Consider the following 20,326-nt stretch of genomic DNA (forward strand, 5'->3'; position numbering starts at 1 on the left):
AAAGGGACGGGCGTCGCAATGGCAGACCAGCAGGAAGCATCCGTCACGCTGCCGAGTGAGGCTGCTTCTGTCACGCAGGCGCGTAAATATGTCACTGACATTCTCGGGAAATGGGGTCTCCCGGAAGGCACGGACGCGACCGACACCGTCCGGCTCGTCGTCTCCGAACTGGCCACCAATGCCGTCCAGCACACCCGCGGGCAGTCGCCGACGTTCACCGTGCGGATGGTGCTCGTACGCCGGCAGTTGCGCGTCGGCGTCAGCGACAGCCACCCGCGCCGGCCACGCCGGCTGCCGGCCGCCGTGCAGCAGGACAACGGGCGCGGCATGGTCATCGTCCGCTGCCTCGTCGCCGAGTCCGGTGGCCGGCTGTCCGTGACGCCGACGGACGACGGCGGCAAGACGGTGTGGATCGCCCTGCCCTGGCGGCCGGCCTCTGTGGCCTGACACACACGGCCCCGGGCCGCCGCCGCGCACGCCGCTGGTCCACCCTGGAGGCATGACCGACCAGCCCATCAGCCACGAGGACGTCCACGCCGCCGCGCAGCGCATCGCGGGAGGGGTCCGCCCGGTCGCCGTCGCGCCCGCGGGCGCCGGGGTGGTACCGGACGCCGAGGTGTGGTTCGCCCTCGAGTTCCTCCAGCACACCGGCTCTTTCAAGGCGCGCGGCGCGCTGAACTTCACCGCCGCCCACGCCGCCGCCGGCACCATGCCGGACGCCGGCGTGCTCATCGCCTCCGGCGGCAACGCCGGCCTGGCCTGTGCCTGGGCCGCCGCCCGGCACGGCGTCCCCGCACACGTCTTCCTGCCCGCCACCGCACCGGAGTTCAAGGTCGAGCGGCTGCGCGGCCTCGGCGCCGACGTACGGCTGACGGGCCGCACGTACGGCGAGGCGCTGGCCGCGTCGCGCGCGATGGCCGCCGAGACCGGCGCGCTCGTCTCGCACGCCTACGACCACCCGCTGATCTCCGCCGGAGCCGGGACGCTGCTGCCGGAGATCGCCGCGGCGGTGCCCGGCGGGGTCGACACCGTCGTCGTCGCGGTCGGCGGCGGCGGGCTGTACGCGGGCGTGGCGGCGGCCGCCGCGCGGCAGGGGATCGGCGTCGTCGCCGTCGAGCCGGAGAACTGCCGCGCGCTCAACGCGGCGCTCGCGGCCGGGGAGGTGGTGGACGTCCCGGTCGACTCGATCGCCGCGGACTCCCTGGGCGCCTCCCGCGTGTCGGGCGAGGCGCTGGCCTGGGCGCGGCGTCCTGGCAGCACCTCGGTGCTCGTCGCGGACGCCGACATCGCGGCGGCCCGGCGGCGGCTGTGGGACGAGCACCGGCTCGTCGTCGAGCACGCCGCGGGTACGGCGCTCGCGGCGCTGACCACGGGCGCGTACAAACCGCGCGCGGGGGAGCGGGTGGCCGTCGTGCTCTGCGGCGCCAACACCGACCCCGGCGCGCTCTGACGCTCAGCGCCCCCTACCGTCCCGCCTCGCCCTACGTGCGGCGATGCTCCTGCTCAGGCCCCACGGCAGCGCCGCCCACAGGCCCGCGATGAACACCAGCACCGACGCGCCCGCCGCGACCCCGGCCGGGCGCCCCAGGACGACGTCCACCACGAGCAGGACGGCCCCGGACAGCGCGAACGCCAGCACGCCGAGACCCGCGGCCGCCAGCCGCGAGGAGACGTCGACGATCCGGCGCTTCACGTTCCGCCGGAACAGCCCCCGGTGCACGGCCGCGGGCGCGGTGAGCAGCACCGCCGCGGCCACGGAGAGCAGCAGGGTCGTCACGTACGTGCCGCGCTGCAGCGAGTCCAGCTCGGTGAAGCGCTGGGTGAAGGCGAGGGTCAGCAGGAAAGCGAAGAGGATCTGTACGCCCGTCTGCGTCACCCGCAGCTCCTGGAGCAACTCCACGAAGTTGCGGTCGTCCCGCTCCAGCGCGGTCTCATGGCGCGCGTACGCCGCATCCGCAGCCGTATCCGGCGCCCGCGCGGCAGGCGCCGCCGTGCCGTGCTCGTCGTCGTTCCGGTCTCGGTCCATGCCCTTCCCGGTTGCCCGCTCCGCCCGTTCTACTCCTCGTCTACCATCAGCAGCGCCTCCGCGCCCGCCGGCCGGAACCCGGCGGCCAGGAACGCCCGTACGCTCGCCGCGTTGCCCGGGGCCACCTGCGCCCACAGCGGCTCGCCCGGCGGGACCAGGTGCCGGGCCGCCGCCGCCAGCCGCCGCCCCAGCCCGCGCCCCTGTGCCTCCGGCCCGACCTCCACGGCGGCCTCCCAGCGCCCGGCGACGCCGCGGCCCAGCAGCACGGTGGCGCCGGGGACGGTCCAGGCGCGTACGCCGTCGCGGTGACGCAGGGCGCGGCGCAGCCGGGGGTGGGTGCCGTCGGCGTCGGGCGCGAGGGGCAGCGGCGGCGGGCCCGGCAGGGGGTCGGCGACCAGCAGGGCGTCGATGTTGTTCACGGTCCGGCCCAGGCGGGCGCTGAGGGCGCTGAGGAACGGCGGGTTGAGCGGCGCGGACAGGTCGCCCGCGGGCAGCAGGCCGCGTATCCACGCCGGATCGGCGTCGGCGAAGACGACGTGGCTGCCGGTGAGGGCGAGGACGCCCGCGTCCCGCGGCGACGGCTGCGGGAGGACGGTGACCGCGCCGTCCGGCGGCGGGAAGTCGCCGCGGGCGGCCGCGGCCAGCAGCGCGGCGAGCCGGCCGCCGTCGGGGCCGCCGGTTCCGTACCCGGGCGTCGTCAGCGGTGCGGGATCGACGGGCTGTGGAGGCATGGCGGCTCGCTCTCGATGGGCGGCGGGCGGAACGCGGCCAACCTATCCGGCCGTACGCCGCCCGCCCCGCCCGCCCGTCACGGCGCCCCGCCGGGGCCCTGCGGCCCGGGCGGCACCGCCACCAGCCGGGTGCGCCGCTCCCCGTCGAGCACCCGCAGCGCACGCGCCATGGTCGCCGCGTGGATCTGCGTCTCGCGCCGCTCGTGCATGAGCGCCAGCGCGTCCCGCAGCCCGACCGCGGTGCTCACCAGCGCCTGCGCGGCGCGCAGGCCGGTATACGTGTCCGTGCCGCGCGCCGGGTTGATCCTGCCCAACTGGTCGACGGCGTCCAGATAGCGGTCGATCACCTCCGACTCCGCGCGCGTGAGCGCGGGCAGCGGCGGCAGTTCTGGCGGCAGCACGGTCGCTCACCTCCCGTAGTGTGCGGTGCGCGTGCCCTTGCGGCTCTCGGTCATCCGGTCGGCCAGCCCGTAGGCGATGGCCTGCTCGGCGTCGAGGATCTTGTCGCGCTCGATGTCCTCGCGGATCTGCTCGATCGGCGTCCCGGAATGCCTGGCGAGCAGCTCCTCCAGCAGCGCGCGGTGCCGCAGCAGCTCCCGGGCGTGGATCTCCAGGTCGCTCGCCTGCCCCTCCACCGGTTCGGCGAACGACGGCTGGTGGATGAGCACGCGCGCGCCGGGCAGCACGTACCGCTTGCCGGGGGTGCCGGCGGCCAGCAGCACGGCGGCGGCGGAGGCGGCCTGCCCGAGGCAGACGGTCTCGATGTCGCTGGTGACGAACTGCATGGTGTCGTAGATGGCCGTCATCGCCGTGAACGAGCCGCCGGGCGAGTTGATGTACAGCGAGATGTCCTGGTCGGGGGCGGCGTGCTCCAGATGCATGAGCTGGGCCATCACGTCGTTCGCCGACGTGTCGTCGACCTGTGTGCCGAGGAAGACGATCCGCTCCTCCAGCAGCTTCGAGTACGGATCCTGCGTGCGCACCCCGCTGCTCGTCCGCTCGGTGAACTCCGGCAGCACGTAGCGCGCCGTGGGGCTGTCCATGGCCGTGGGCACCTCTCCCTCTCTGGGTTTCATGATCCTCGGTGCAAAATGTACAGGACGTACATCCGGTTATGCTGGGAGCATGGCGTACGAAATTCCGGTGACGCAAGCCCGCGCAGAACTGGCCGACTTGATCAACCGCGTGGTATACGGCGGCGAGCGGGTCGTGGTCACGCGTCACGGCCGGCCCCTCGTAGCCCTCGTTTCCGCCGCCGACCTGGAAAAACTGGACGAGTTGGAGAACCCGCCCGCCGAGGAGCAGGTCATCACCACCGTCTCCGGCGTCCACACCGCCCACCCCGCCGGATCTGCCACGGGCGAACGCCGCTTCGGCATCGCCGCCGAACACCGCGCCCCCGGCACTCGTGCGAGCGGGGAGGGCCCCGCCTAGCCGCAGGAGGACCGCACGTCCACGTGCCCCCGTGCCTGGGGGAGCAGACGCGTCAACTCTCGTGCTGCGAGGCCAGGGTGGACCCGTTGGGCTCCGCGGCCGGCGACGGGGCGAGGCGGCGGGTGGCCGCGGCGACCGCGAAGGCCGCCGCCGCGATGCCCAGCGCGGTGTGGAACGCGGCCTGGACCGAGAAGCGGTCGATCGCCGCGCCGTCCGCGAACGACCCGAAGGCGATGCCGGTGTTGATCGCGGAGGCCGGCAGCGACTGCGCGAGACCGCCGCCGGGTCCTGCCAGGCTGACGACGCGGTACTGCAGTGATGGTGCCATGCCGAAGACGGAGAGGCCCCATGCCAGCATCGCCACGGCCACGACGACCGGGTGCGCGCCGAGGACGCAGAGGGCCAGCAGGGTGAGGGCGCAGCCCGCGGTTCCCGCCACCAGCGTTCCCGCGGCGTTCCGGTCGGCGAACCGGCTGCCGCCGAAGGAGCCGACGGCCGTGGCGGCGCCGTATGCCAGCAGGAATGTCCCCGCCGCCGCCCCGGAGACGCCGGTGGCGTCCGCGAGGAACGGCACGATGTAGGTGAGCGCGGCGTACGTGGACGCGAAGACCAGGAAGCACAGGCCCAGCACGGCCAGGACCCGCGGCGCGAACGCGTGCCGGGCCTGGTCGGACGCGGTTTCCTCCGCCGCCGGTACGCCCGCCGCCCGGTGCGGCTCGACGGCGACGGCAGGCTGGTGCCCCTGGAGGCGCAGGACCGCGGGCTGTGGCGGCGGGAGCTGATCGACGAGGGCATCGCGATCCTCACCGAGGTCCTGCCGCGCCCGCCGACCGGGCCGTACCAGCTCCAGGCGGCGATCGCCGCCGTCCACGACGAGGCGGAGCTCGCGCAGGACACCGACTGGCCGCAGATCCTCGGGCTCTACGACCTCCTGGAGCGGCTCGACCCCAGTCCGATGGCGCGGCTCGGCCGCGTCGTCGCCCTGGCCATGGTCGCGGGCCCCCGGGCCGGCCTGACCGCCTGCGAGGAACTGGCCGGCGAACTGGGCGACCACCACCGGTGGTTCGCCGTACGCGCCCACCTGCTTCAGGACGCGGGCGAGGCGCGGGCCGCCGTCCGGGCCTTCCGCGAGGCGGCGCGGCGCACCGCGAGCCTGCCCGAGCGCGACTACCTGACCCGCCGCGCCGACCGGCTCAGCGCGGAGCAGAAGTGACGTGCCACGTCCGCGGCGTAGGTCCGCGGGCCTCGGCCGGGGGCCCGGCGAAGACCGTCCGGTTGCCCGATGCCGCCCGGGCGGCGCCAGGGAAACGATGCCGGAGAAGCCGCCGGAAGGAGCGCACCCATGTCGTACCCCGAAGACCTCGTCTACCCCGAGCCCCGCTACCACGGTGAGCGGGGCGAGGTGAACGCCACGTTCCGGCCGGCCGGCAGCCCGCCGGACCTCACCTCGCCCGGCGGCTTCACCCGCTATCTCGCCACCGAGGAGTCGACGGGCGGCGAGTTCGGGCTGTACGACGTGCAGCTCGGCCCGCGCTCGCCCGGGGCGAAGACGCACTTCCACAAGGCCATGTCGGAGTCCTTCTACGTGGTCTCCGGCGAGCTGGAGCTGTACGACGGCGACAGGTGGGTGACGGGGCGCGGCGGGGACTTCCTGTACGTGCCCGTCGGCGGGCTGCACGCCTTCAGGAACGCCACCGACGACCCCGTTCGCGTGCTCATGCTCTTCTCTCCGGGAGCCCCGCGCGAGGAGTACTTCGAGCGGGTCGCGGAGATGTCGCGGCGCGGCGGCGAGGAGCTGAAGCGGTTCCGTATCCGGCACGACAGCTTCTTCGTGGAGGACTTCGAGCACGACGCGGAGTAACCGCGGGGTGACCCCGGCCCGGGCACGGTCCGTGGTGCGCAGGCACCAGGCGACGCCGCCGTCTGGTCCCGGCGCACCAGACGAGAACGGCCACGGCGGACGATGTCCCGGCAGCCGCCGGACGGGAGTGTGGGTAAGGCGCGGGATCCCCGCGGTTTCCCCCTTCCTACGGGTGTCTGGAGTGATCGAGAAGTGGCCACTTTTCTGTACCGGATCGGGCGGTGGGCCTTCCGGCGGCGCCGGCTGGTCGGCGGCACCTGGCTGGTCGCCCTGGTGCTGGCCGGGGTCGCCGCCGCGGCGGCGCCGGCCGGGGAGGAAGAGGACCTCTCCATGCCCGGCACCGAGTCGCAGGAGGCGTTCGACCTGCTCGACGAGCGCTTCCCCGAGAGCAACGCGCAGGGCGCCGAGGCCCGCCTGGTGTTCCGGGCGCCGGACGGGCAGCGGGTGACGGCCCAGGAGCACAAGGCGGCCGTCGCGGACGCGCTCGGCTCGCTGGCGGGCGGTGGCCAGGTCGCGTCCGCCACCGACCCGTACGAGGCGGGTGACGTCAGCAAGGACGGCACCATCGCCTACTCCACGATCACCTACACCGCGGACGCCGTGGACCTGACCGGGTCGGCGAAGAGCGCCCTGGAGGACGCCGCGGACCAGGCCAGGGACGCCGGGCTGACCGTGGAGACCGGCGGTTCCGCGCTGGACGCGGAGGAGGAGCCGGGCGGGACGACGGAGATCATCGGCGTGGCGGTGGCCGCGGTGGTGCTGGTCCTCGCCCTCGGCTCGCTGGTCGCCGCCGGGCTGTCCCTGCTGACCGCGTTCGCGGGTGTGGCCATCGCCTTCGGGCTGGTCTCCGCGCTTGCCGTGCCGCTGGGCCTCACCTCCACCGTCGCCATCCTGGCGCTGATGCTGGGGCTGGCGGTCGGCATCGACTACGCGCTCTTCATCACCTCCCGGTTCCGCGACGAACTCGCCCGCGGCAGCGAGCCGGAGGAGGCCGCCGGCCGGGCGGTGGGCACGGCCGGGTCCGCCGTGGTCTTCGCCGGCGCGACGGTCTTCATCGCCCTGGTCGGCCTGGGCGTCGTCGGCATCCCCGAACTCACCAAGATGGGCATGGGGGGCGCGGGCGCCGTGGCGCTCGCCGTGCTCGTCGCGCTCACCCTGGTGCCCGCGATGCTCGGCTTCGCCGGCCGGCGGGTGCTGTCCCGGGCCGCCCGCAAGGCCGCCCGGCGGGCCGGCGAGCGCCCGCACGCGGTGCCTCCCGCATCGGGCCGGCCCGGTCTCGGCGTCCGCTGGGCGCGCTTCGTCCTGCGGCGCCCCGTGGCCGTGCTGCTGGTCGCGGGACTCGGCCTCGGCGCCGTCGCCGTACCGGCGCTGGGCCTCGAACTCGGGCTGCCGGGGGACGAGTCCAAGTCGGTCGAGACCACCCAGCGGCGCGCCTACGACCTGCTGTCGGAGGGCTTCGGCCCCGGCTTCAACGGCCCGTTGACCGTGGTCGTCGACACGTCGGAGGCCGTGGACACCGAGGCCGCCACCGGGCGGGTCGCGGAGACCGTACGGGAGCTGGACGGCGTCGCGTCGGTCGGCGACCCGGTACTCGACGAGGCCGGGGAGACGGCCCTCTTCACCGCCGTCCCGGAGACCGCGCCGAACAGCGGCGAGACCAAGGACCTGGTGAACTCGATCCGGGACGAGGCCGCCGGCGTCGAGGCCGACACGGGTGTGGACGTCCTGGTCACCGGCACCACCGCGATGAACATCGACATCTCGGCAGCCATGTCGGACGCGCTGCTGCCGTATCTGACGGTGGTCATCGGCCTGGCGGTGCTGCTGCTGACGGTGGTCTTCCGCTCGATCCTGGTCCCGCTCAAGGCCGCCCTCGGCTTCCTGCTGTCGGTCGGCGCCGCCTTCGGCGTCCTCGTCGCCGTCTTCCAGTGGGGCTGGGGGGCGGACCTGCTCGGCATCGAGCAGACGGGCCCCGTCATGTCGCTGATGCCGATCCTCATCATCGGCATCGTCTTCGGCCTCGCCATGGACTACGAGGTCTTCCTCCTCACCCGGATGCGGGAGACCTACGTCCACGGCGCGTCCCCCGCTGAGGCGATCGTCCACGGGTTCCGGCACAGCGGCCGGGTGGTGGCCGCCGCGGCGATCATCATGATCAGCGTGTTCGCGGGATTCGTCGGGATGAGCAGCCCTACCATCCAGACGATGGGCGTGGGCCTGGCCGCCGCCGTCGCCTTCGACGCCTTCGTGGTCCGGATGGCGATCGTGCCCGCGGTCCTGGCGCTGCTCGGCCACCGGGCCTGGTGGCTGCCTCGTATCCTGAACCGCGTGCTGCCGAACGTGGACATCGAGGGCGAGGCGCTGAGCGGGCGGGCCCCCGCTCCGGTGAGCGGGTCGGTGCCGCGGCTCCCCGCCGGCCGGTACTGACCGGCATGACGAACCCGGGCGACGGCGGCCGGCGACCTCGCCGTACGTGGTGGCGGGACGCGGCGGTCACGGCGACGGCGTTCACGCTCTGCCTGCTCGGCGGCGTGGTGCAGGTCGATGACACGCTGACCGCGCCGCCCGCCGCCGCCTACCTCATCGCCGTGGCGTCCTGTGCCGTGCTGCCCGTACGGCACAGGGCGCCAATGGCTGCCCTGGCGGCCACCACCGCGGCCGGGTTGCTGGTCCCGCCGCTGGGCCTCCTGCTGAGCCCGCCGATCACGGCCCCCGCCGTGATCGCCGCCTACGCGTACGCGCTCCACGCCCGTACCGAACGGCGCGCCGCGATCGTGGTGTCGCTCGCGTCCGCGGCGCTGCTGCTCGCCACCACCCCCTGGTTCGAGGAGCTGTCCTGGCAGGACGCGAGCCGGATGGGCTCGGTGGCGGCGTTCCCGATGGTGGCGGGCGTACTCGGGCACTCGGCGCGCAACCGGCGGGCCTACCTGGCGGCCGTGGAGGAGCGGGCCAGGCGGGCGGAGAAGAGCCGGGAGAGCGAGGCGCGCCGCCGCGTGGCCGAGGAGCGGCTGCGGATCGCCCGCGAGCTGCACGACCTCGTGGCCCACCAGATCACCCTGGCCCATGCGCAGGCCACGGTCGCGGCCCACCTCTTCGACTCCCGCCCCGAGCAGACCCGCAAGAGCCTCACGGAGCTGGTGAGGACCACCAGCGACGCGCTCGACGACCTGCGTGCCACGGTCGGGCTGCTGCGCCAGGCCGGGGACGCGGCCGAGCCCGCGGAACCGGCGCCCGGGCTGTCCCGGCTGCCGACGCTCCTCGACTCCTTCGGCCGCGCGGGTCTGGAGGTGTCACTGGAGCAGGAGGGCACGGCCAGGCCGCTGCCGCCGGGGGTGGACCTCACCGCGTACCGCATCGTCCAGGAGGCCCTGACCAACGTGACCAAGCACGCCGGCACCGGCAGTGCGCGGGTGCACCTCGTCTGGAACCGCGACCGCCTGAACCTCACCGTCGCCGACGACGGCCACGGCGCCCGTACGGCGCCGGACGCCGCCGCGCCCGAACGCCAGCCCGGCTACGGTCTGATCGGGATGCGCGAACGCGCCACCGCGGTCGGGGGGCACCTCTCCGCGGGCAGCCGTCCCGAGGGCGGCTTCCTCGTCTCCACCGAACTGCCCCTCCCGGCGGTCAGGGACACGGCGGGCGGAACGGGCGCCGACGAGGAAGGCGACGAGACCGACGACGCGGCAGTCGACGCAGAAGAGACCGAAGAGACGGGAGAGGCGCAGTGACGCTACGGGTGCTGCTCGCCGACGACCAGGCGCTGCTGCGCGGTGCGTTCCGGATGCTCCTCGACACCGCCGACGACATCACCGTGGTCGGCGAGGCCGCCGACGGAAGGGAGGCCGTGCACCTCACCCGCGAACTGCGCCCGGACGTGGTGGTGATGGACATCCGCATGCCCGACGTCGACGGCCTCACCGCCACGTCGGAGATCGCTGCGGACCCGGAGCTGCGCGGTAGCCGCATCCTGATCCTCACCACGTACGAGACGGACGAGTACGTGGCGCAGGCGCTGCGCGCGGGGGCCGGCGGCTTCATCGGCAAGGGCATCGGGGCCGAGGAACTGGTGGACGCCGTCCGTACGATCGCCGCGGGCGACACCCTGCTGTCGCCCGCCGCGACCCGCTCGCTGGTCGCCCGCTTCCTCGCCACCCCGGACGACGCCCCGCGGCACCACCCGGAACGGCTCGCCGTGCTCACCCCGCGGGAACGCGAGATGGTGGCGCTGGTCGCCACCGGCCTGTCCAACCAGGAGATCGCCGAGCGGATGTTCCTCAGCCCCTTCACCGTCCGCGCCCACGTGCAGCGCGCGATGACGAAGCTGGAGGCCCGCGACCGGGCCCAGCTCGTCGTCATCGCGTACCGCACGGGCCTGGTGCGGGCCACGCCCGGTGGCGACGGCGACCGCCCGGCGTGAGCGTCACGGCCGCACCGCGAACTCCGGCAGCGTCAGGGCCGCATGGGCGGGACGCGGGGGCGCGGCCGGCATCGTGCCGAGGCCGCGCAGCGCGGCGTTGCGGCGTTCCAGGGCGCGGGCCGTGGTGGGGAAGAGCGTGGCGCCGCCGACGTCGACCAGCGCCTGGTTCGCGGCGACGAAGTCGCGCAGGCCGCGCTCGTAGGCGGCGAACGCCCGCACGTGATCGGGGTGCGCGGCCAGCGCGTGGGCGAGCACGTACGCGCCGGCCAGCGCCAGGCTGGTGCCCTGTCCCGTCAGGAACGAGGGCGCGTACGCCGCGTCGCCGACGAGCGCGACCCGGCCGCGGGACCAGCGCGGCATCCGGATCTGCCCGGCGGTGTCGAAGAACGGGTCGTCCGCGGCGCGCAGGGCCCCGACGATCGCCGGGACCTCCCAGCCCGCGCCCGCGAAGGCTTCGGCGACCAGCTCCCGCTGGGCGTCCGGGTGCCGGAGACCGTCGGGCGGCGGGTGCGGCCGGTGGAAGGTGAGCAAGGCGTGCAGGTCGTCGTGCGCGCCGACCGCGTAGAGGGCGGCGGCCCTCCCCGGGGCGTTCCACATCACCACCTCGCGGGCGAGCCCGAAGGCGTTCGGCATGGTGAAGAGGGCGAACCAGTAGCCGAGATAGCGGTGGAACCGCTTCTCGGGGCCGAACAGCGCCTCCCGGGTGCGCGAGTGCATGCCGTCCGCGCCGATCACCAGGTCGTACGTCCGCCGCAGCCCGCTGCGGAACGTCACGTCGGCGCCGCCGCCGGACTGGTCCAGGCGCTCGGCGGAGTCGCCGAAGCGGAACTCCACGTCGTCCCGGACGAGCGCGTACAGGCGTGCGGCCAGATCCCCGCGGCGTACCTCCAGGTCCCTGCCCTCCGCATCGCCGGTGACGGCCCGTGCGCGGACCGCGGCCACCTCGCCGCCGTCGGCGTCGAGGAAGGTGAAGCGGCGCGCGTCGATGTGCGCCTCCCGCAGGTGCGGGAGGATGCCCATCCGCCGCACCACCTCGACCGCCGTACCGCGGACGTCGACCGGATAGCCGCCGGCCCGCAGCGCGGCGGCCCTCTCCACCACCGTGACGGCGAATCCGGCCCGGTGCAGCCAGTAGGCCAGCGCGGGTCCTGACACACTCGCGCCGGAGATCAGCACCGTGCGCTTCCCGTTCGTGCTCATATGCGGGCTCCCTTCTTCGTGATACGGACAGCGAGCAGCGACAGCGCGGCGACGACCCCGGCGACGGCGAATCCCGTGGTGAACGCCGACTCGGCCGGCAGACCCGCGGGGTCGGCGCCGGCGTCGAGAATCGCGCCGGCGATCTGGGCGCCCAGCGCGACGCCGATCACCCGCGTCACCACGAGCAGACCGGTGGCGATGCCGGTGTCCCGTGGGTCGACGGCCGCCGCGGTGTGGGCGACCAGCGCCGTGGTGCCGACCCCCGCGGCGAAGGCCGTCAGCACCTTCGCGAGGACGAGGTGCCACGCCGACGAATGCAGCGCGGCGAGTGCGGTCATCGTCGCCGCGGTGACGACGGCGCCCGCGAGGACCACGGCTCGCGGCCCGAACCGCCGCGCCGCGAGCCCGCCGACGGAGTCGCTCACCGCCCCGGCGACAGCGCCGGGCAGCAGGTACCAGCCGATGCCGGTGGTGTCGGCCCCGAAGCCGTACCCGCTTGCCGGCAGCGCGAACAACTGCGGCAGCAGGAAGACCACCATCCCGAGGCTGCTGGTGATGACGAAAGTGAGCAGGCACGCCTGCCACATGACGGGCCTCGCCAGCATGCGCAGGTCGACCATCGGCGAGACCGCCCGGCGCTCCACGGCGACCCACCCGGTGGCGAGGACGACCACGAGCACGGCGAGGGCGCCGATCGCGTACGGCGGCAGGCTGTGCCGCGCCACCGACACGAGCCCGATCATGAAGGCGAGCAACGTGCCGCTCAGCAGCGTGACTCCGGGCCAGTCGATCCGTTCGCCCGAGGCGGTCGGCGGATCGTGCGGCAGCAGCCGGGCCACGGCCGGCGTCGTCGCGACGACCGCGATCGTCGGCAGCAGGAACATCCACTGCCACGACAGGGCGTCCGCGACCGGCCCGGCGAGCATCGTGCCGGCGATGCCGCCGCCGGTGAAGAGCGCGATGACGAAGCCGATGGCGGCCTGCGACTGCGCCGCCGGGAGGTGGGTGCGTACGAGGATGAACGAGAGCGGCAGCGCGCCGACCATGACGCCCTGGAGCACCTGGCCCAGCAGCAGCACCGGCAGGTTCGGCGCCAGACCCGCCAGCAGACCGCCGGCCGACACCAGGGCCATCAGGCCGAGCAGCACCCGCTTCCCGCCGTAGCGGTCGCCGAGCTTGCCCGCGACGGGGGTGACGACCGCGCCGGTGACGAGCAACGTGTTGGCGACCAGCGCCCCTTCGGAGGGGCCGACCCCCAACTCCCGTTGCAGCAGCGGGAGCGCGGGCTCCACCACCGACTGCAGGGTGCCGAGGGCCAGGGCCAGTAAGCCGAGGGCGCCGATCGGCAGCCACCCGATACGGGCAGGGGGAACCGCCACCTGTGGATCACTCCAGAGACCGTGGGGAAGGGAGGAAGCGCGGTTTGGGCGCGCTTTCCACACTTCCTTCCGGCGCCCCGCGGGGCATCGTCAGGCGTCACCGGTTTCCCCTGGTGCCCCCGGACCAGCCCGCTGCGCGTCCTGGTCCCCACGCACCACGGCCCGGGCGCTCAGCCGGCGCCGAACGCCGCCTCGAACGCGGCCCTGTTGGCCGACCGCGGCTGCCGGTCCCAGACGGCGAACACCAGCCGCGGGAACCGCCCCGCGAAGCGTCCGCCGGGTTCCAGGTGCGTACGGAACGCCGCCGCCACCTGCGCCGGATCGTTGCGGAACACCCCGCAGCCCCACGCGCCCAGCACCAGCGCCGTCACCCCCGCGACGGCCGCCACCTCCAGCACCCGCTCCGCGCGCCCCGCCAGCGCGGCGGGGATCCGGTCCGTCTCCTCCGGCGTGCGCTGGGCGATGACGCCCGCGTTGGGGGCGGGGGAGGTGAGGAAGTCCACGGCGTACGGCTCGGGGAGGAGCGCGCCGGCGTCGTCGCGGAAGACCGGGACGGCGGGGGAGTGGATGACGCGGTGGGTGTAGAAGGGGCTGCGGTCGGCGCGGTGGGCGGCGTAGAACTCCGGGGCCCGCAGCAGCGCCGGGTAGAGCGCGGAGGCCCGGCACAGCTCCTCCTCCTGCGCGCGGGCGCCGTTGACGTAGCCGCCGCCGGGGTTGCGGGCGGAGGAGAAGTTGAGCACGCCGACGCGGTCGGCCCCTTCACCGGCCAGCCGCCGCGCGGCGGCCAGCGAGGTCTCGGCGGTGACCTCGGCGGGCGTGTCCCGCGGCCCGCCAGCGGGGGCGCCGCCGGCGCCCTCGACCGGCCCGGGACCGTGCATCCGGGTGCCGTCCGCGGCCCTCGCGGCGGCCTCGCCCAGCGGCACCCACCGGCCCGCGGCCTCGTATCCGCCGGCGGCGAGGATCCGTTCGTTGTCGCGCGCCACTTCGCGCAGCCGTGCGCTCACCGGGCACCGCCGCGGCCGGTCCGTACCGTGCCGCAGGCCGCCGGGGCGGCGCGGTCCGCTGTCCTCGTCATGCCAGGACGGTACGCACCGGGGCCGGGCCGCGACCACCGGGTTTCCGCGGGGGCGTCCCTCAGGCCGCGGCCGGCGGCTTCTTCTTCGCGGCCTCCTGCTCGGCCTTGACCTCTTGGGCGTAGCGGTCGACGTACTCCTGGTCCGACATGCTGAGGATCGCGTACATGATCTCGTCGGTGACGGCCCGCAGCACGGCCTTGTGGTCCTCCATCCCCTCGTACCGGGAGAACTCCAGCGGCTCGCCGAAGCGGATCGTGACCCGGCCGAGGCTGGGGAGTTTCTGCCCGGGCGGTTGGACTTCGCGGGTGCCGATCATCGCGCACGGGATGACCGGCACGCCCGCCCGCAGCGCCATCGCCGCCACCCCGACCCGGCCCTTGTACAGCCGGCCGTCGTGCGAGCGCGTGCCCTCCGGGTAGATGCCCAGCAGCTCGCCCTTGGCGAGCACGGCCAGGCCCTCTTCGATGGCGGCCTGCGCCGCCTTGCGGCCCCGGCGGTCGACCGGGATCTGGCCGATGCTGTGGAAGAACCCGGCCGTCAGCCGCCCCTTGAGGCCGGGGCCGTTGAAGTACTCGGCCTTGGCGAGGAAGGTGATGCGCCGTTTCAGCATCACGGGCATGAGGAAGTGGTCCGCGAACGACAGGTGGTTGCCCGCGACGATCGCCGCCCCCTCCTCCGGAATGTGCTCCAGGCCCTCGATCCGCGGCCGGAACAGCGGCCGCAGCAGCGGCCCGAAGAACAGGTACTTCAGCAGGTGGTAGAACACCGCGGCCTCGCCTTTCCCCCGGTCGGTCGTCGTGCGCTCGCAGAGTAGCCGCGCGCCGCCCGCCGGGGGGAGAGGGGCGGCCGAAGTCAGCGGATCGGGACACCCGCCAGGGTCCGGGCGATCACCAGCCGCTGGATCTCGCTCGTGCCCTCGAAGATCGTGTAGATGGCGGCGTCGCGGTGCATCCGCTCCACCGGGTACTCGCGGGTGAAGCCGTTGCCGCCGAGGATCTGCATCGCCCGCGCGGTGACGTCCTTGGCCACCTCGCCCGCGTACAGCTTCGACATCGAGCCCTCGGCCGAGGTGAAACCCTTGCCCGCGCTGGCCATCCAGGACGCCCGCCAGACCAGCAGCCGGGCGGCGTCGATCTGGGTGCGCATGTCGGCGAGCTGGAAGGCGACGCCCTGGTTGTCGATGATCGGGCGGCCGAACTGGACCCGCGTCTTGGCGTACTCCAGCGCCGTCTCGTACGCCGCGCGCGCGATGCCCACCGCCTGCGCGCCCACCGCGGGGCGGGACGCCTCGAAGGTGGCCATCGCGGCGTTCTTGACCCGCTCGCCGCCGGACTTCGCCCGCTCGCGCGCCCTGGCCAGCCGCTCCTGGAGCCTGTCCCGGCCGCCGAGCAGGCACGAGCCGGGCACGCGCACGTCCTCCAGCACCACCTCGGCGGTGTGCGAGGCGCGGATGCCGTGCTTCTTGAACTTCTGGCCCTGCGACAGACCCGGCGTGCCCGGCGGGACGATGAACGAAGCGTGCCCCTTGGTGCCCAGCTCCGGGTCGACGACGGCGACGACGACGTGCACGGCGGCGATGCCGCCGTTGGTGGCCCAGGTCTTGGTGCCGTTGAGCACCCACTCGTCCTTGGCCTCGTCGTAGACGGCGCGGGTGCGCATCGCGGAGACGTCGGAGCCTGCGTCCGGCTCGGAGGAGCAGAAGGCGGCGAGTTGGACGTTGTCGACGTCGCCGTACATCTGCGGGATCCAGGTGCCGATCTGCTCCTCGGTGCCGTTGGCCAGCACGCCGACGGCGGCGAGGCCCGTGCCGACGATCGACAGGGCGATGCCCGCGTCGCCCCAGAACAGCTCCTCCATGACCATCGGGATGCTCAGCCCGGTGGGGTCGAAGTACTGCTGGGCGTAGAAGTCCAGGGAGTACAGGCCGATCTTGGCCGCCTCCTGGATCACCGGCCAGGGGGTCTCCTCGCGCTCATCCCACTCGGCGGCGGCGGGGCGGATGACGTCGGCGGCGAAGCCGTGCACCCACTCCTGGACGGACCTCTGGTCCTCGTTGAGCTCGAACGTGAACTCAGACATGGCGCCTCCGCAGCCTTGGCAATTCGTTACCGTCGGTAACGTAAGTGTGTTACCCACGAGTAGACCATGTCAACTCCCGTACGCCCGCGGGGGCCCCGTCACGGGGGTGCTAGGTTGCGCAGGCATTCGGGCATCGACCAGCAGGGGAGCGGTCTCCATGGACAACCGGCGCGGCGAGAAGGAGCAGGCGGCCGAGGACCGGCGCCGCGAACTGCTCGAAGCCGCGGACCGGGTGGTCCTGCGCGAGGGACCCGGCGCCTCGATGAACGCGATCGCCGCCGAGGCCGGCATCACCAAGCCCATCCTCTACCGCCACTTCGGCGACAAGGGCGGCCTCTACCGCGCGCTCGCCGTACGCCACACCGACGCCCTCCTCGCCGCCCTGCGCGCCGCTCTCGACGCCCCCACCGGCCGGCGCGAGCGCGTCGAGGCCACCCTCGACACGTACCTCTCCGCCATCGAGGCGCGCCCGCAGGTCTACCGCTTCCTCATGCACCCCGCCGACGGCGGCGCCGCCGAGATCCCCGAGCCGGCCGCCTCCCCCGAGGCCGGCGAGCGCGGCTTCGAGGTCGGCCGCCACTCCGCGCCGCTGCTCCGCCGGCTGGGCGAGGAGCTGGCCCAGGTCATAGCCGACCGCATCGACTTCGGCCCCGGCGGCGCGGTGATCGCCCGCGCCTGGGGCCACGGCATCGTCGGCATGATGCACGCCGCCGGCGACTGGTGGCTGCATGAACGGCCGTGCACCCGCGCGGAATTGGTGCAGAGCCTCGCCGATCTGCTCTGGGGCCGGCTCGCCGCCGCCGCGGACAAGGCCGGCGGCCCCGGCCTGTAGGGGCCTCCAGGGCCGCTGCGGCACCGGCCCCCGACCGCCGCGACGTGCCGCGATTCGGGGCCGGGCGCGGATCTCGGTAGGCTGGCCGCTACCGCGCCGCGCCGCAGGCCGGGCAGCGGACGAAGCACACCGGAGCACCGCGGCGTACCACGCACGGGCACGCGAGGAGGAGCTACGACGATGGCAGGCAACACGGAACCGCTGTCGCCACGGTCCAAGCTGGCCGTCACGGCGGGCAGGGCGGCAGCAGCGGTGTCCCGCGCCGCGGGCAAGGGCAGCGGCTCCGTGATCGGCGGCAAGGTCGCGCTCAGGCTGGACCCCGACCTGCTCGGCCGGCTCGCCGGCCACCTCGACGTCGTCCTCGTCTCCGCCACCAACGGCAAGACGACCACCACCAGGCTGATCGCCGAGGCCCTGCGCGCCTCCGGTCCCGTCGTCTCCAACGCCCTCGGCGCCAACATGCCCGCCGGCATCACCTCGGCGCTCGCCGGCGGCTCCGACGCCCGCTACGGCGTCATCGAGGTCGACGAGAAGTACCTGGCCGGCGTCGCCCGCGACGTCACGCCAAAGGCCATCGCGCTGCTCAACCTCTCCCGCGACCAGCTCGACCGCGCCGCCGAGACCCGCATGCTCGCCGAGCGCTGGCGCGAGGGCCTCGCCGGCAACAAGGCCCTCGTCGTCGCCAACGCCGACGACCCCCTCGTGGTCTGGGCCGCCTCCTCCAGCCCGAACGTCGTCTGGGTCGCCGTCGGTCAGGAGTGGAAGGACGACGCCTGGTCCTGCCCCTCCTGCGGCGGCGTCCTCCAGCGCCCCGGCGAGGACTGGCTGTGCGCCGAGTGCGGCTTCCGCCGCCCCGTACCCAGTTGGGCGCTCTCCGGCGAGCACGTGCTCGACCCGCACGGCGCCGCCTGGCCGATCCGCCTCCAGCTCCCCGGCCGGGCCAACCGGGCCAACGCCACCACGGCCGCCGCCGTGGCCGCCGCCTTCGGCGTGCACCCGCAGACGGCGCTGGAGCGGATGTGGGAGGTCACCGCCGTCGCCGGGCGGTACGACACGGTGCAGTTCGGCGGCCGCGACCTGCGGCTGCTGCTGGCGAAGAACCCGGCCGGCTGGCTGGAGACCTTCTCCCTCATCGACCCCCCGCCCACCCCCGTGGTCCTCTCCGTCAACGCCCGCGGCGCCGACGGCACGGACACCTCCTGGCTGTGGGACGTCGACTACACCCGGCTGACCGGGCACCCGCTGTACGTCATCGGCGACCGCAAGCTCGACCTCGCCGTCCGTCTCGAGGTGGCGAACCAGAGCTTCCGGGTGTGCGAGCACGTCGACGAGGCCGTGGCCGCCGCGCCGCCCGGCCGGATCGAGGTCATCGCCAACTACACCGCGTTCCAGGACCTGCGCCGCCGCGTCGGCAACTGACCCGTACGAGACGCCAAGGAGCCACCGCATGAACGACACCAGCCTGCGCCTCGTCTGGGTCTACCCCGACCTGCTGTCCACCTACGGAGACCAGGGCAACGCCCTCGTCGTCGAGCGCCGCGCGCGGCAGCGCGGCTACGACGTCACGCGCGTCGACGTCCGCTCCGACCAGCCCGTGCCCGCCTCCGCCGACATCTACCTCATCGGCGGCGGCGAGGACCGCCCGCAGCGGCTCGCCGCCGAGCGGCTGCGCCGTGACGGCGGCCTCAACCGGGCCGCGGGCAACGGCGCGATCATCTTCTCCGTCTGCGCCGGTTACCAGATCCTCGGCCACGAGTTCATCAACGACCTCGACCGGCAGGAGCCGGGCCTCGGCCTGCTCGACGTCACCAGCGGCCGCGGCCAGGCCGGCCGCTGCGTCGGCGACGTGCTCGCCGACATCGACCCGCAGCTCGGCCTCCCCCAGCTCACCGGCTTCGAGAACCACCAGGGCGTCACGCACCTCGGCCCGACCGCCAAGCCGCTCGCCCGGGTCCGCTTCGGCCACGGCAACGGCACCGGCGACGGCACCGAGGGCGCGTGGAACGGCAACGTCTTCGGCACGTACATGCACGGCCCTGTGCTCGCCCGCAACCCGCAGATCGCCGACCTGCTGATCCGGCTGGCGCTGGAGTCCCCGGGCCTGCCGCCGGTCGACGACCGCTGGTACGAGGCCCTGCGCAACGAGCGCATCGCCGCCGCCAGCGCCTCCCGCTGACCCCGCCGGGGTACCCCGGCCCACCCGCCGGGATACCCCGGCGCAGAGGCGGAACGGGCCGGGTCTAGCCTGAGTGAGGGCATCACCGGCACAAGGAGCAGCACCGACATGGACCACGGCGGGCACGGCGGCCACCTGGACCTTCCGCCGTTCACCCTGGGGCGCGGGCTGGAGTGGACCGGCGAGCCGGTCTTCCTCATCGGCTCCCTCGCGGCCCTCGCCCTCTACGGGTACGGGGTCTTCCGGCTGCGCCGCCGCGGCGACGACTGGCCGATCGGGCGGACCGTCGCGTTCGCCGTCGGCGTGCTGACCATCGTCCTCGTCATGTGCACGGGCCTGAACGACTACGGCATGGTCATGTTCAGCGTGCACATGGTGCAGCACATGGTGATCAGCATGCTCTCGCCGATCCTGCTGCTCCTCGGCGCCCCCGTGACGCTGCTGCTGCGCGCCCTGCCGACGGGCCGCCCGCGCTCCGCGGTGGTCTCGGTGCTGCACAGCCGCTATCTGATGGTGATCACGCACCCCGTGTTCACGATCCCGCTCTTCATCGCGAGCCTGTACGCGCTGTACTTCACCCCGCTCTTCGACACGCTCATGGAGAGCAGGGCCGGGCATGTCGGGATGATGATCCACTTCCTGGCCGTGGGGCTGGTCTTCTTCTGGCCGATCATGGGCGTCGACCCGGGGCCGAACCGGCCCACGCACGTGATGCGGATGCTGACGCTCTTCGCGGGGATGCCGTTCCACGCCTTCTTCGGCATCGCGCTGATGATGGGCAGCGAGCCCATGGTGGACGTCTACAGCAACCCGCCCGCGTCCCTCGGCATCGACGCCCTGGACGACCAGCAGGCCGCCGGCGGCATCGCCTGGGCCTTCAGCGAGATCCCGTCGGTGCTCGTCCTCATCGCGCTGGTCTACCAGTGGTACAACTCCGAGCAGCGCCGCGCCAAGCGCAGCGACCGCACCGCGGACCGCGACGGGGACCAGGAGCTGGCCGCGTACAACGCCTATCTGGCCTCGCTCCAGGCTCGCGAACAGTAGCCGCGCGGATACCCGCCGCTCTTCCGACTACCGCACCGCCCCCCGGCGAGGGACCATGGGGAGAAGGT

Annotated in this window: 22 protein-coding genes; 12 read left to right on the top strand and 10 right to left on the bottom strand. The window is 74.1% G+C overall.

Annotated elements, in window-relative coordinates:
* Nucleotides 1–18: 18 nt before the first annotated feature.
* Together FB457_RS07310 and FB457_RS07315 are read left to right on the top strand one after the other, a co-directional pair.
* Nucleotides 19–447, top strand: a complete 429-nt coding sequence (locus tag FB457_RS07310) for an ATP-binding protein (protein WP_047014329.1) — start codon at nucleotides 19–21, stop codon at nucleotides 445–447.
* Nucleotides 448–499: 52 nt separating this feature from the next.
* The gene (locus tag FB457_RS07315; RefSeq protein WP_047014328.1) at nucleotides 500–1,450 is read left to right on the top strand and encodes a serine/threonine dehydratase; all 951 of its coding nucleotides are present in this window, start codon (nucleotides 500–502) and stop codon (nucleotides 1,448–1,450) included.
* Nucleotides 1,451–1,453: 3 nt separating this feature from the next.
* Here the strand turns inward: FB457_RS07315 and FB457_RS07320 are convergent, their stop codons facing one another.
* From FB457_RS07320 to FB457_RS07335, 4 genes are all read right to left on the bottom strand, one after another.
* Nucleotides 1,454–2,026 carry a DUF6328 family protein gene (locus FB457_RS07320; protein WP_145781235.1) on the bottom strand — a complete coding sequence of 191 codons (573 nt, stop codon included), beginning with the start codon at nucleotides 2,024–2,026 and terminating at the stop codon, nucleotides 1,454–1,456.
* A 29-nt stretch (nucleotides 2,027–2,055) separates the two neighbouring features.
* Nucleotides 2,056–2,757, bottom strand: a complete 702-nt coding sequence (locus FB457_RS07325) for a GNAT family N-acetyltransferase (RefSeq protein WP_078898108.1) — start codon at nucleotides 2,755–2,757, stop codon at nucleotides 2,056–2,058.
* Between the two features lie 77 nt (nucleotides 2,758–2,834).
* Nucleotides 2,835–3,158 (bottom strand): hypothetical protein, encoded by a 324-nt coding sequence (locus FB457_RS07330; protein ID WP_047014326.1) that lies wholly within the window; start codon nucleotides 3,156–3,158, stop codon nucleotides 2,835–2,837.
* 6 nt (nucleotides 3,159–3,164) lie between these two features.
* A complete protein-coding gene (locus FB457_RS07335; RefSeq protein WP_047014325.1) occupies nucleotides 3,165–3,800 on the bottom strand; it encodes an ATP-dependent Clp protease proteolytic subunit in 636 nt (211 codons plus the stop codon).
* An 82-nt stretch (nucleotides 3,801–3,882) separates the two neighbouring features.
* On the opposite strand from FB457_RS07335, the gene FB457_RS07340 reads away from it, so the two are divergent.
* Nucleotides 3,883–4,191 carry a type II toxin-antitoxin system Phd/YefM family antitoxin gene (locus FB457_RS07340; protein ID WP_047014324.1) on the top strand — a complete coding sequence of 103 codons (309 nt, stop codon included), beginning with the start codon at nucleotides 3,883–3,885 and terminating at the stop codon, nucleotides 4,189–4,191.
* A 52-nt stretch (nucleotides 4,192–4,243) separates the two neighbouring features.
* On the opposite strand, the gene FB457_RS07345 is transcribed toward FB457_RS07340, so the two are convergent.
* On the bottom strand, nucleotides 4,244–4,822 hold the full coding sequence (locus FB457_RS07345; protein ID WP_486588947.1) for an MFS transporter: 579 nt from the start codon (nucleotides 4,820–4,822) through the stop codon (nucleotides 4,244–4,246).
* Between the two features lie 24 nt (nucleotides 4,823–4,846).
* Here FB457_RS07345 and FB457_RS07350 point away from each other — a divergent pair, with 24 nt between their 5' ends.
* From FB457_RS07350 to FB457_RS07370, 5 genes are all read left to right on the top strand, one after another.
* A complete protein-coding gene (locus FB457_RS07350; protein WP_486588948.1) occupies nucleotides 4,847–5,404 on the top strand; it encodes an RNA polymerase sigma factor in 558 nt (185 codons plus the stop codon).
* A 129-nt stretch (nucleotides 5,405–5,533) separates the two neighbouring features.
* Entirely contained in the window at nucleotides 5,534–6,052 is a 519-nt protein-coding gene (locus FB457_RS07355; protein ID WP_145781237.1) for a cupin domain-containing protein, read from the top strand.
* Nucleotides 6,053–6,244: 192 nt separating this feature from the next.
* A complete protein-coding gene (locus FB457_RS07360; RefSeq protein WP_145781238.1) occupies nucleotides 6,245–8,479 on the top strand; it encodes an MMPL family transporter in 2,235 nt (744 codons plus the stop codon).
* Nucleotides 8,480–8,484: 5 nt separating this feature from the next.
* Entirely contained in the window at nucleotides 8,485–9,783 is a 1,299-nt protein-coding gene (locus tag FB457_RS07365; protein WP_145781240.1) for a histidine kinase, read from the top strand.
* Nucleotides 9,780–10,472, top strand: a complete 693-nt coding sequence (locus FB457_RS07370; RefSeq protein WP_047014320.1) for a response regulator transcription factor — start codon at nucleotides 9,780–9,782, stop codon at nucleotides 10,470–10,472. The genes FB457_RS07365 and FB457_RS07370 overlap by 4 nt, the downstream gene beginning before the upstream one ends.
* A 3-nt stretch (nucleotides 10,473–10,475) precedes the next feature.
* On the opposite strand, the gene FB457_RS07375 is transcribed toward FB457_RS07370, so the two are convergent.
* The 5 genes from FB457_RS07375 to FB457_RS07395 form a co-directional block, all read right to left on the bottom strand.
* The gene (locus FB457_RS07375) at nucleotides 10,476–11,672 is read right to left on the bottom strand and encodes an FAD-dependent monooxygenase (RefSeq protein ID WP_145781242.1); all 1,197 of its coding nucleotides are present in this window, start codon (nucleotides 11,670–11,672) and stop codon (nucleotides 10,476–10,478) included.
* Nucleotides 11,669–13,051 (bottom strand): MFS transporter, encoded by a 1,383-nt coding sequence (locus FB457_RS07380; protein ID WP_486588949.1) that lies wholly within the window; start codon nucleotides 13,049–13,051, stop codon nucleotides 11,669–11,671. The genes FB457_RS07375 and FB457_RS07380 overlap by 4 nt, the downstream gene beginning before the upstream one ends.
* 170 nt (nucleotides 13,052–13,221) lie before the next feature.
* Complete coding sequence (locus tag FB457_RS07385) at nucleotides 13,222–14,163, bottom strand: TIGR02452 family protein (RefSeq protein ID WP_145781243.1); 942 nt, start codon at nucleotides 14,161–14,163, stop codon at nucleotides 13,222–13,224.
* A gap of 22 nt (nucleotides 14,164–14,185) precedes the next feature.
* Complete coding sequence (locus tag FB457_RS07390) at nucleotides 14,186–14,893, bottom strand: lysophospholipid acyltransferase family protein (protein ID WP_047014318.1); 708 nt, start codon at nucleotides 14,891–14,893, stop codon at nucleotides 14,186–14,188.
* Nucleotides 14,894–14,979: 86 nt separating this feature from the next.
* Nucleotides 14,980–16,206, bottom strand: a complete 1,227-nt coding sequence (locus tag FB457_RS07395; RefSeq protein ID WP_047014317.1) for an acyl-CoA dehydrogenase family protein — start codon at nucleotides 16,204–16,206, stop codon at nucleotides 14,980–14,982.
* A gap of 157 nt (nucleotides 16,207–16,363) precedes the next feature.
* Here FB457_RS07395 and FB457_RS07400 point away from each other — a divergent pair, with 157 nt between their 5' ends.
* The 4 genes from FB457_RS07400 to FB457_RS07415 all read left to right on the top strand — a co-directional run bounded on the left by FB457_RS07400 (nucleotide 16,364) and on the right by FB457_RS07415 (nucleotide 20,258).
* On the top strand, nucleotides 16,364–17,038 hold the full coding sequence (locus FB457_RS07400; RefSeq protein ID WP_047014316.1) for a TetR/AcrR family transcriptional regulator: 675 nt from the start codon (nucleotides 16,364–16,366) through the stop codon (nucleotides 17,036–17,038).
* Between the two features lie 180 nt (nucleotides 17,039–17,218).
* Nucleotides 17,219–18,457, top strand: coding sequence for a MurT ligase domain-containing protein (locus tag FB457_RS07405; RefSeq protein ID WP_047014315.1), 1,239 nt, complete (start codon nucleotides 17,219–17,221; stop codon nucleotides 18,455–18,457).
* Nucleotides 18,458–18,485: 28 nt separating this feature from the next.
* Nucleotides 18,486–19,214 carry a type 1 glutamine amidotransferase gene (locus tag FB457_RS07410; RefSeq protein WP_047014314.1) on the top strand — a complete coding sequence of 243 codons (729 nt, stop codon included), beginning with the start codon at nucleotides 18,486–18,488 and terminating at the stop codon, nucleotides 19,212–19,214.
* Nucleotides 19,215–19,322: 108 nt separating this feature from the next.
* On the top strand, nucleotides 19,323–20,258 hold the full coding sequence (locus FB457_RS07415; protein WP_047014313.1) for a cytochrome c oxidase assembly protein: 936 nt from the start codon (nucleotides 19,323–19,325) through the stop codon (nucleotides 20,256–20,258).
* Nucleotides 20,259–20,326 lie beyond the last annotated feature (68 nt).

The sequence above is a fragment of the Streptomyces sp. CNZ287 genome (assembly GCF_007827615.1).

Excerpts from the sequence above, each read along its gene's own strand:
- FB457_RS07310 (WP_047014329.1), top strand. The coding sequence starts at position 19 with ATGGCAGACCAGCAGGAAGCATCCGTCACGCTGCCGAGTGAGGCTGCT.
- FB457_RS07315 (WP_047014328.1), top strand. The coding sequence starts at position 500 with ATGACCGACCAGCCCATCAGCCACGAGGACGTCCACGCCGCCGCGCAG.
- FB457_RS07320 (WP_145781235.1), bottom strand. The coding sequence starts at position 2,026 with ATGGACCGAGACCGGAACGACGACGAGCACGGCACGGCGGCGCCTGCC.
- FB457_RS07325 (WP_078898108.1), bottom strand. The coding sequence starts at position 2,757 with ATGCCTCCACAGCCCGTCGATCCCGCACCGCTGACGACGCCCGGGTAC.
- FB457_RS07335 (WP_047014325.1), bottom strand. The coding sequence starts at position 3,800 with ATGGACAGCCCCACGGCGCGCTACGTGCTGCCGGAGTTCACCGAGCGG.
- FB457_RS07340 (WP_047014324.1), top strand. The coding sequence starts at position 3,883 with ATGGCGTACGAAATTCCGGTGACGCAAGCCCGCGCAGAACTGGCCGAC.
- FB457_RS07355 (WP_145781237.1), top strand. The coding sequence starts at position 5,534 with ATGTCGTACCCCGAAGACCTCGTCTACCCCGAGCCCCGCTACCACGGT.
- FB457_RS07365 (WP_145781240.1), top strand. The coding sequence starts at position 8,485 with ATGACGAACCCGGGCGACGGCGGCCGGCGACCTCGCCGTACGTGGTGG.
- FB457_RS07375 (WP_145781242.1), bottom strand. The coding sequence starts at position 11,672 with ATGAGCACGAACGGGAAGCGCACGGTGCTGATCTCCGGCGCGAGTGTG.
- FB457_RS07395 (WP_047014317.1), bottom strand. The coding sequence starts at position 16,206 with ATGTCTGAGTTCACGTTCGAGCTCAACGAGGACCAGAGGTCCGTCCAG.
- FB457_RS07400 (WP_047014316.1), top strand. The coding sequence starts at position 16,364 with ATGGACAACCGGCGCGGCGAGAAGGAGCAGGCGGCCGAGGACCGGCGC.
- FB457_RS07405 (WP_047014315.1), top strand. The coding sequence starts at position 17,219 with ATGGCAGGCAACACGGAACCGCTGTCGCCACGGTCCAAGCTGGCCGTC.
- FB457_RS07410 (WP_047014314.1), top strand. The coding sequence starts at position 18,486 with ATGAACGACACCAGCCTGCGCCTCGTCTGGGTCTACCCCGACCTGCTG.
- FB457_RS07415 (WP_047014313.1), top strand. The coding sequence starts at position 19,323 with ATGGACCACGGCGGGCACGGCGGCCACCTGGACCTTCCGCCGTTCACC.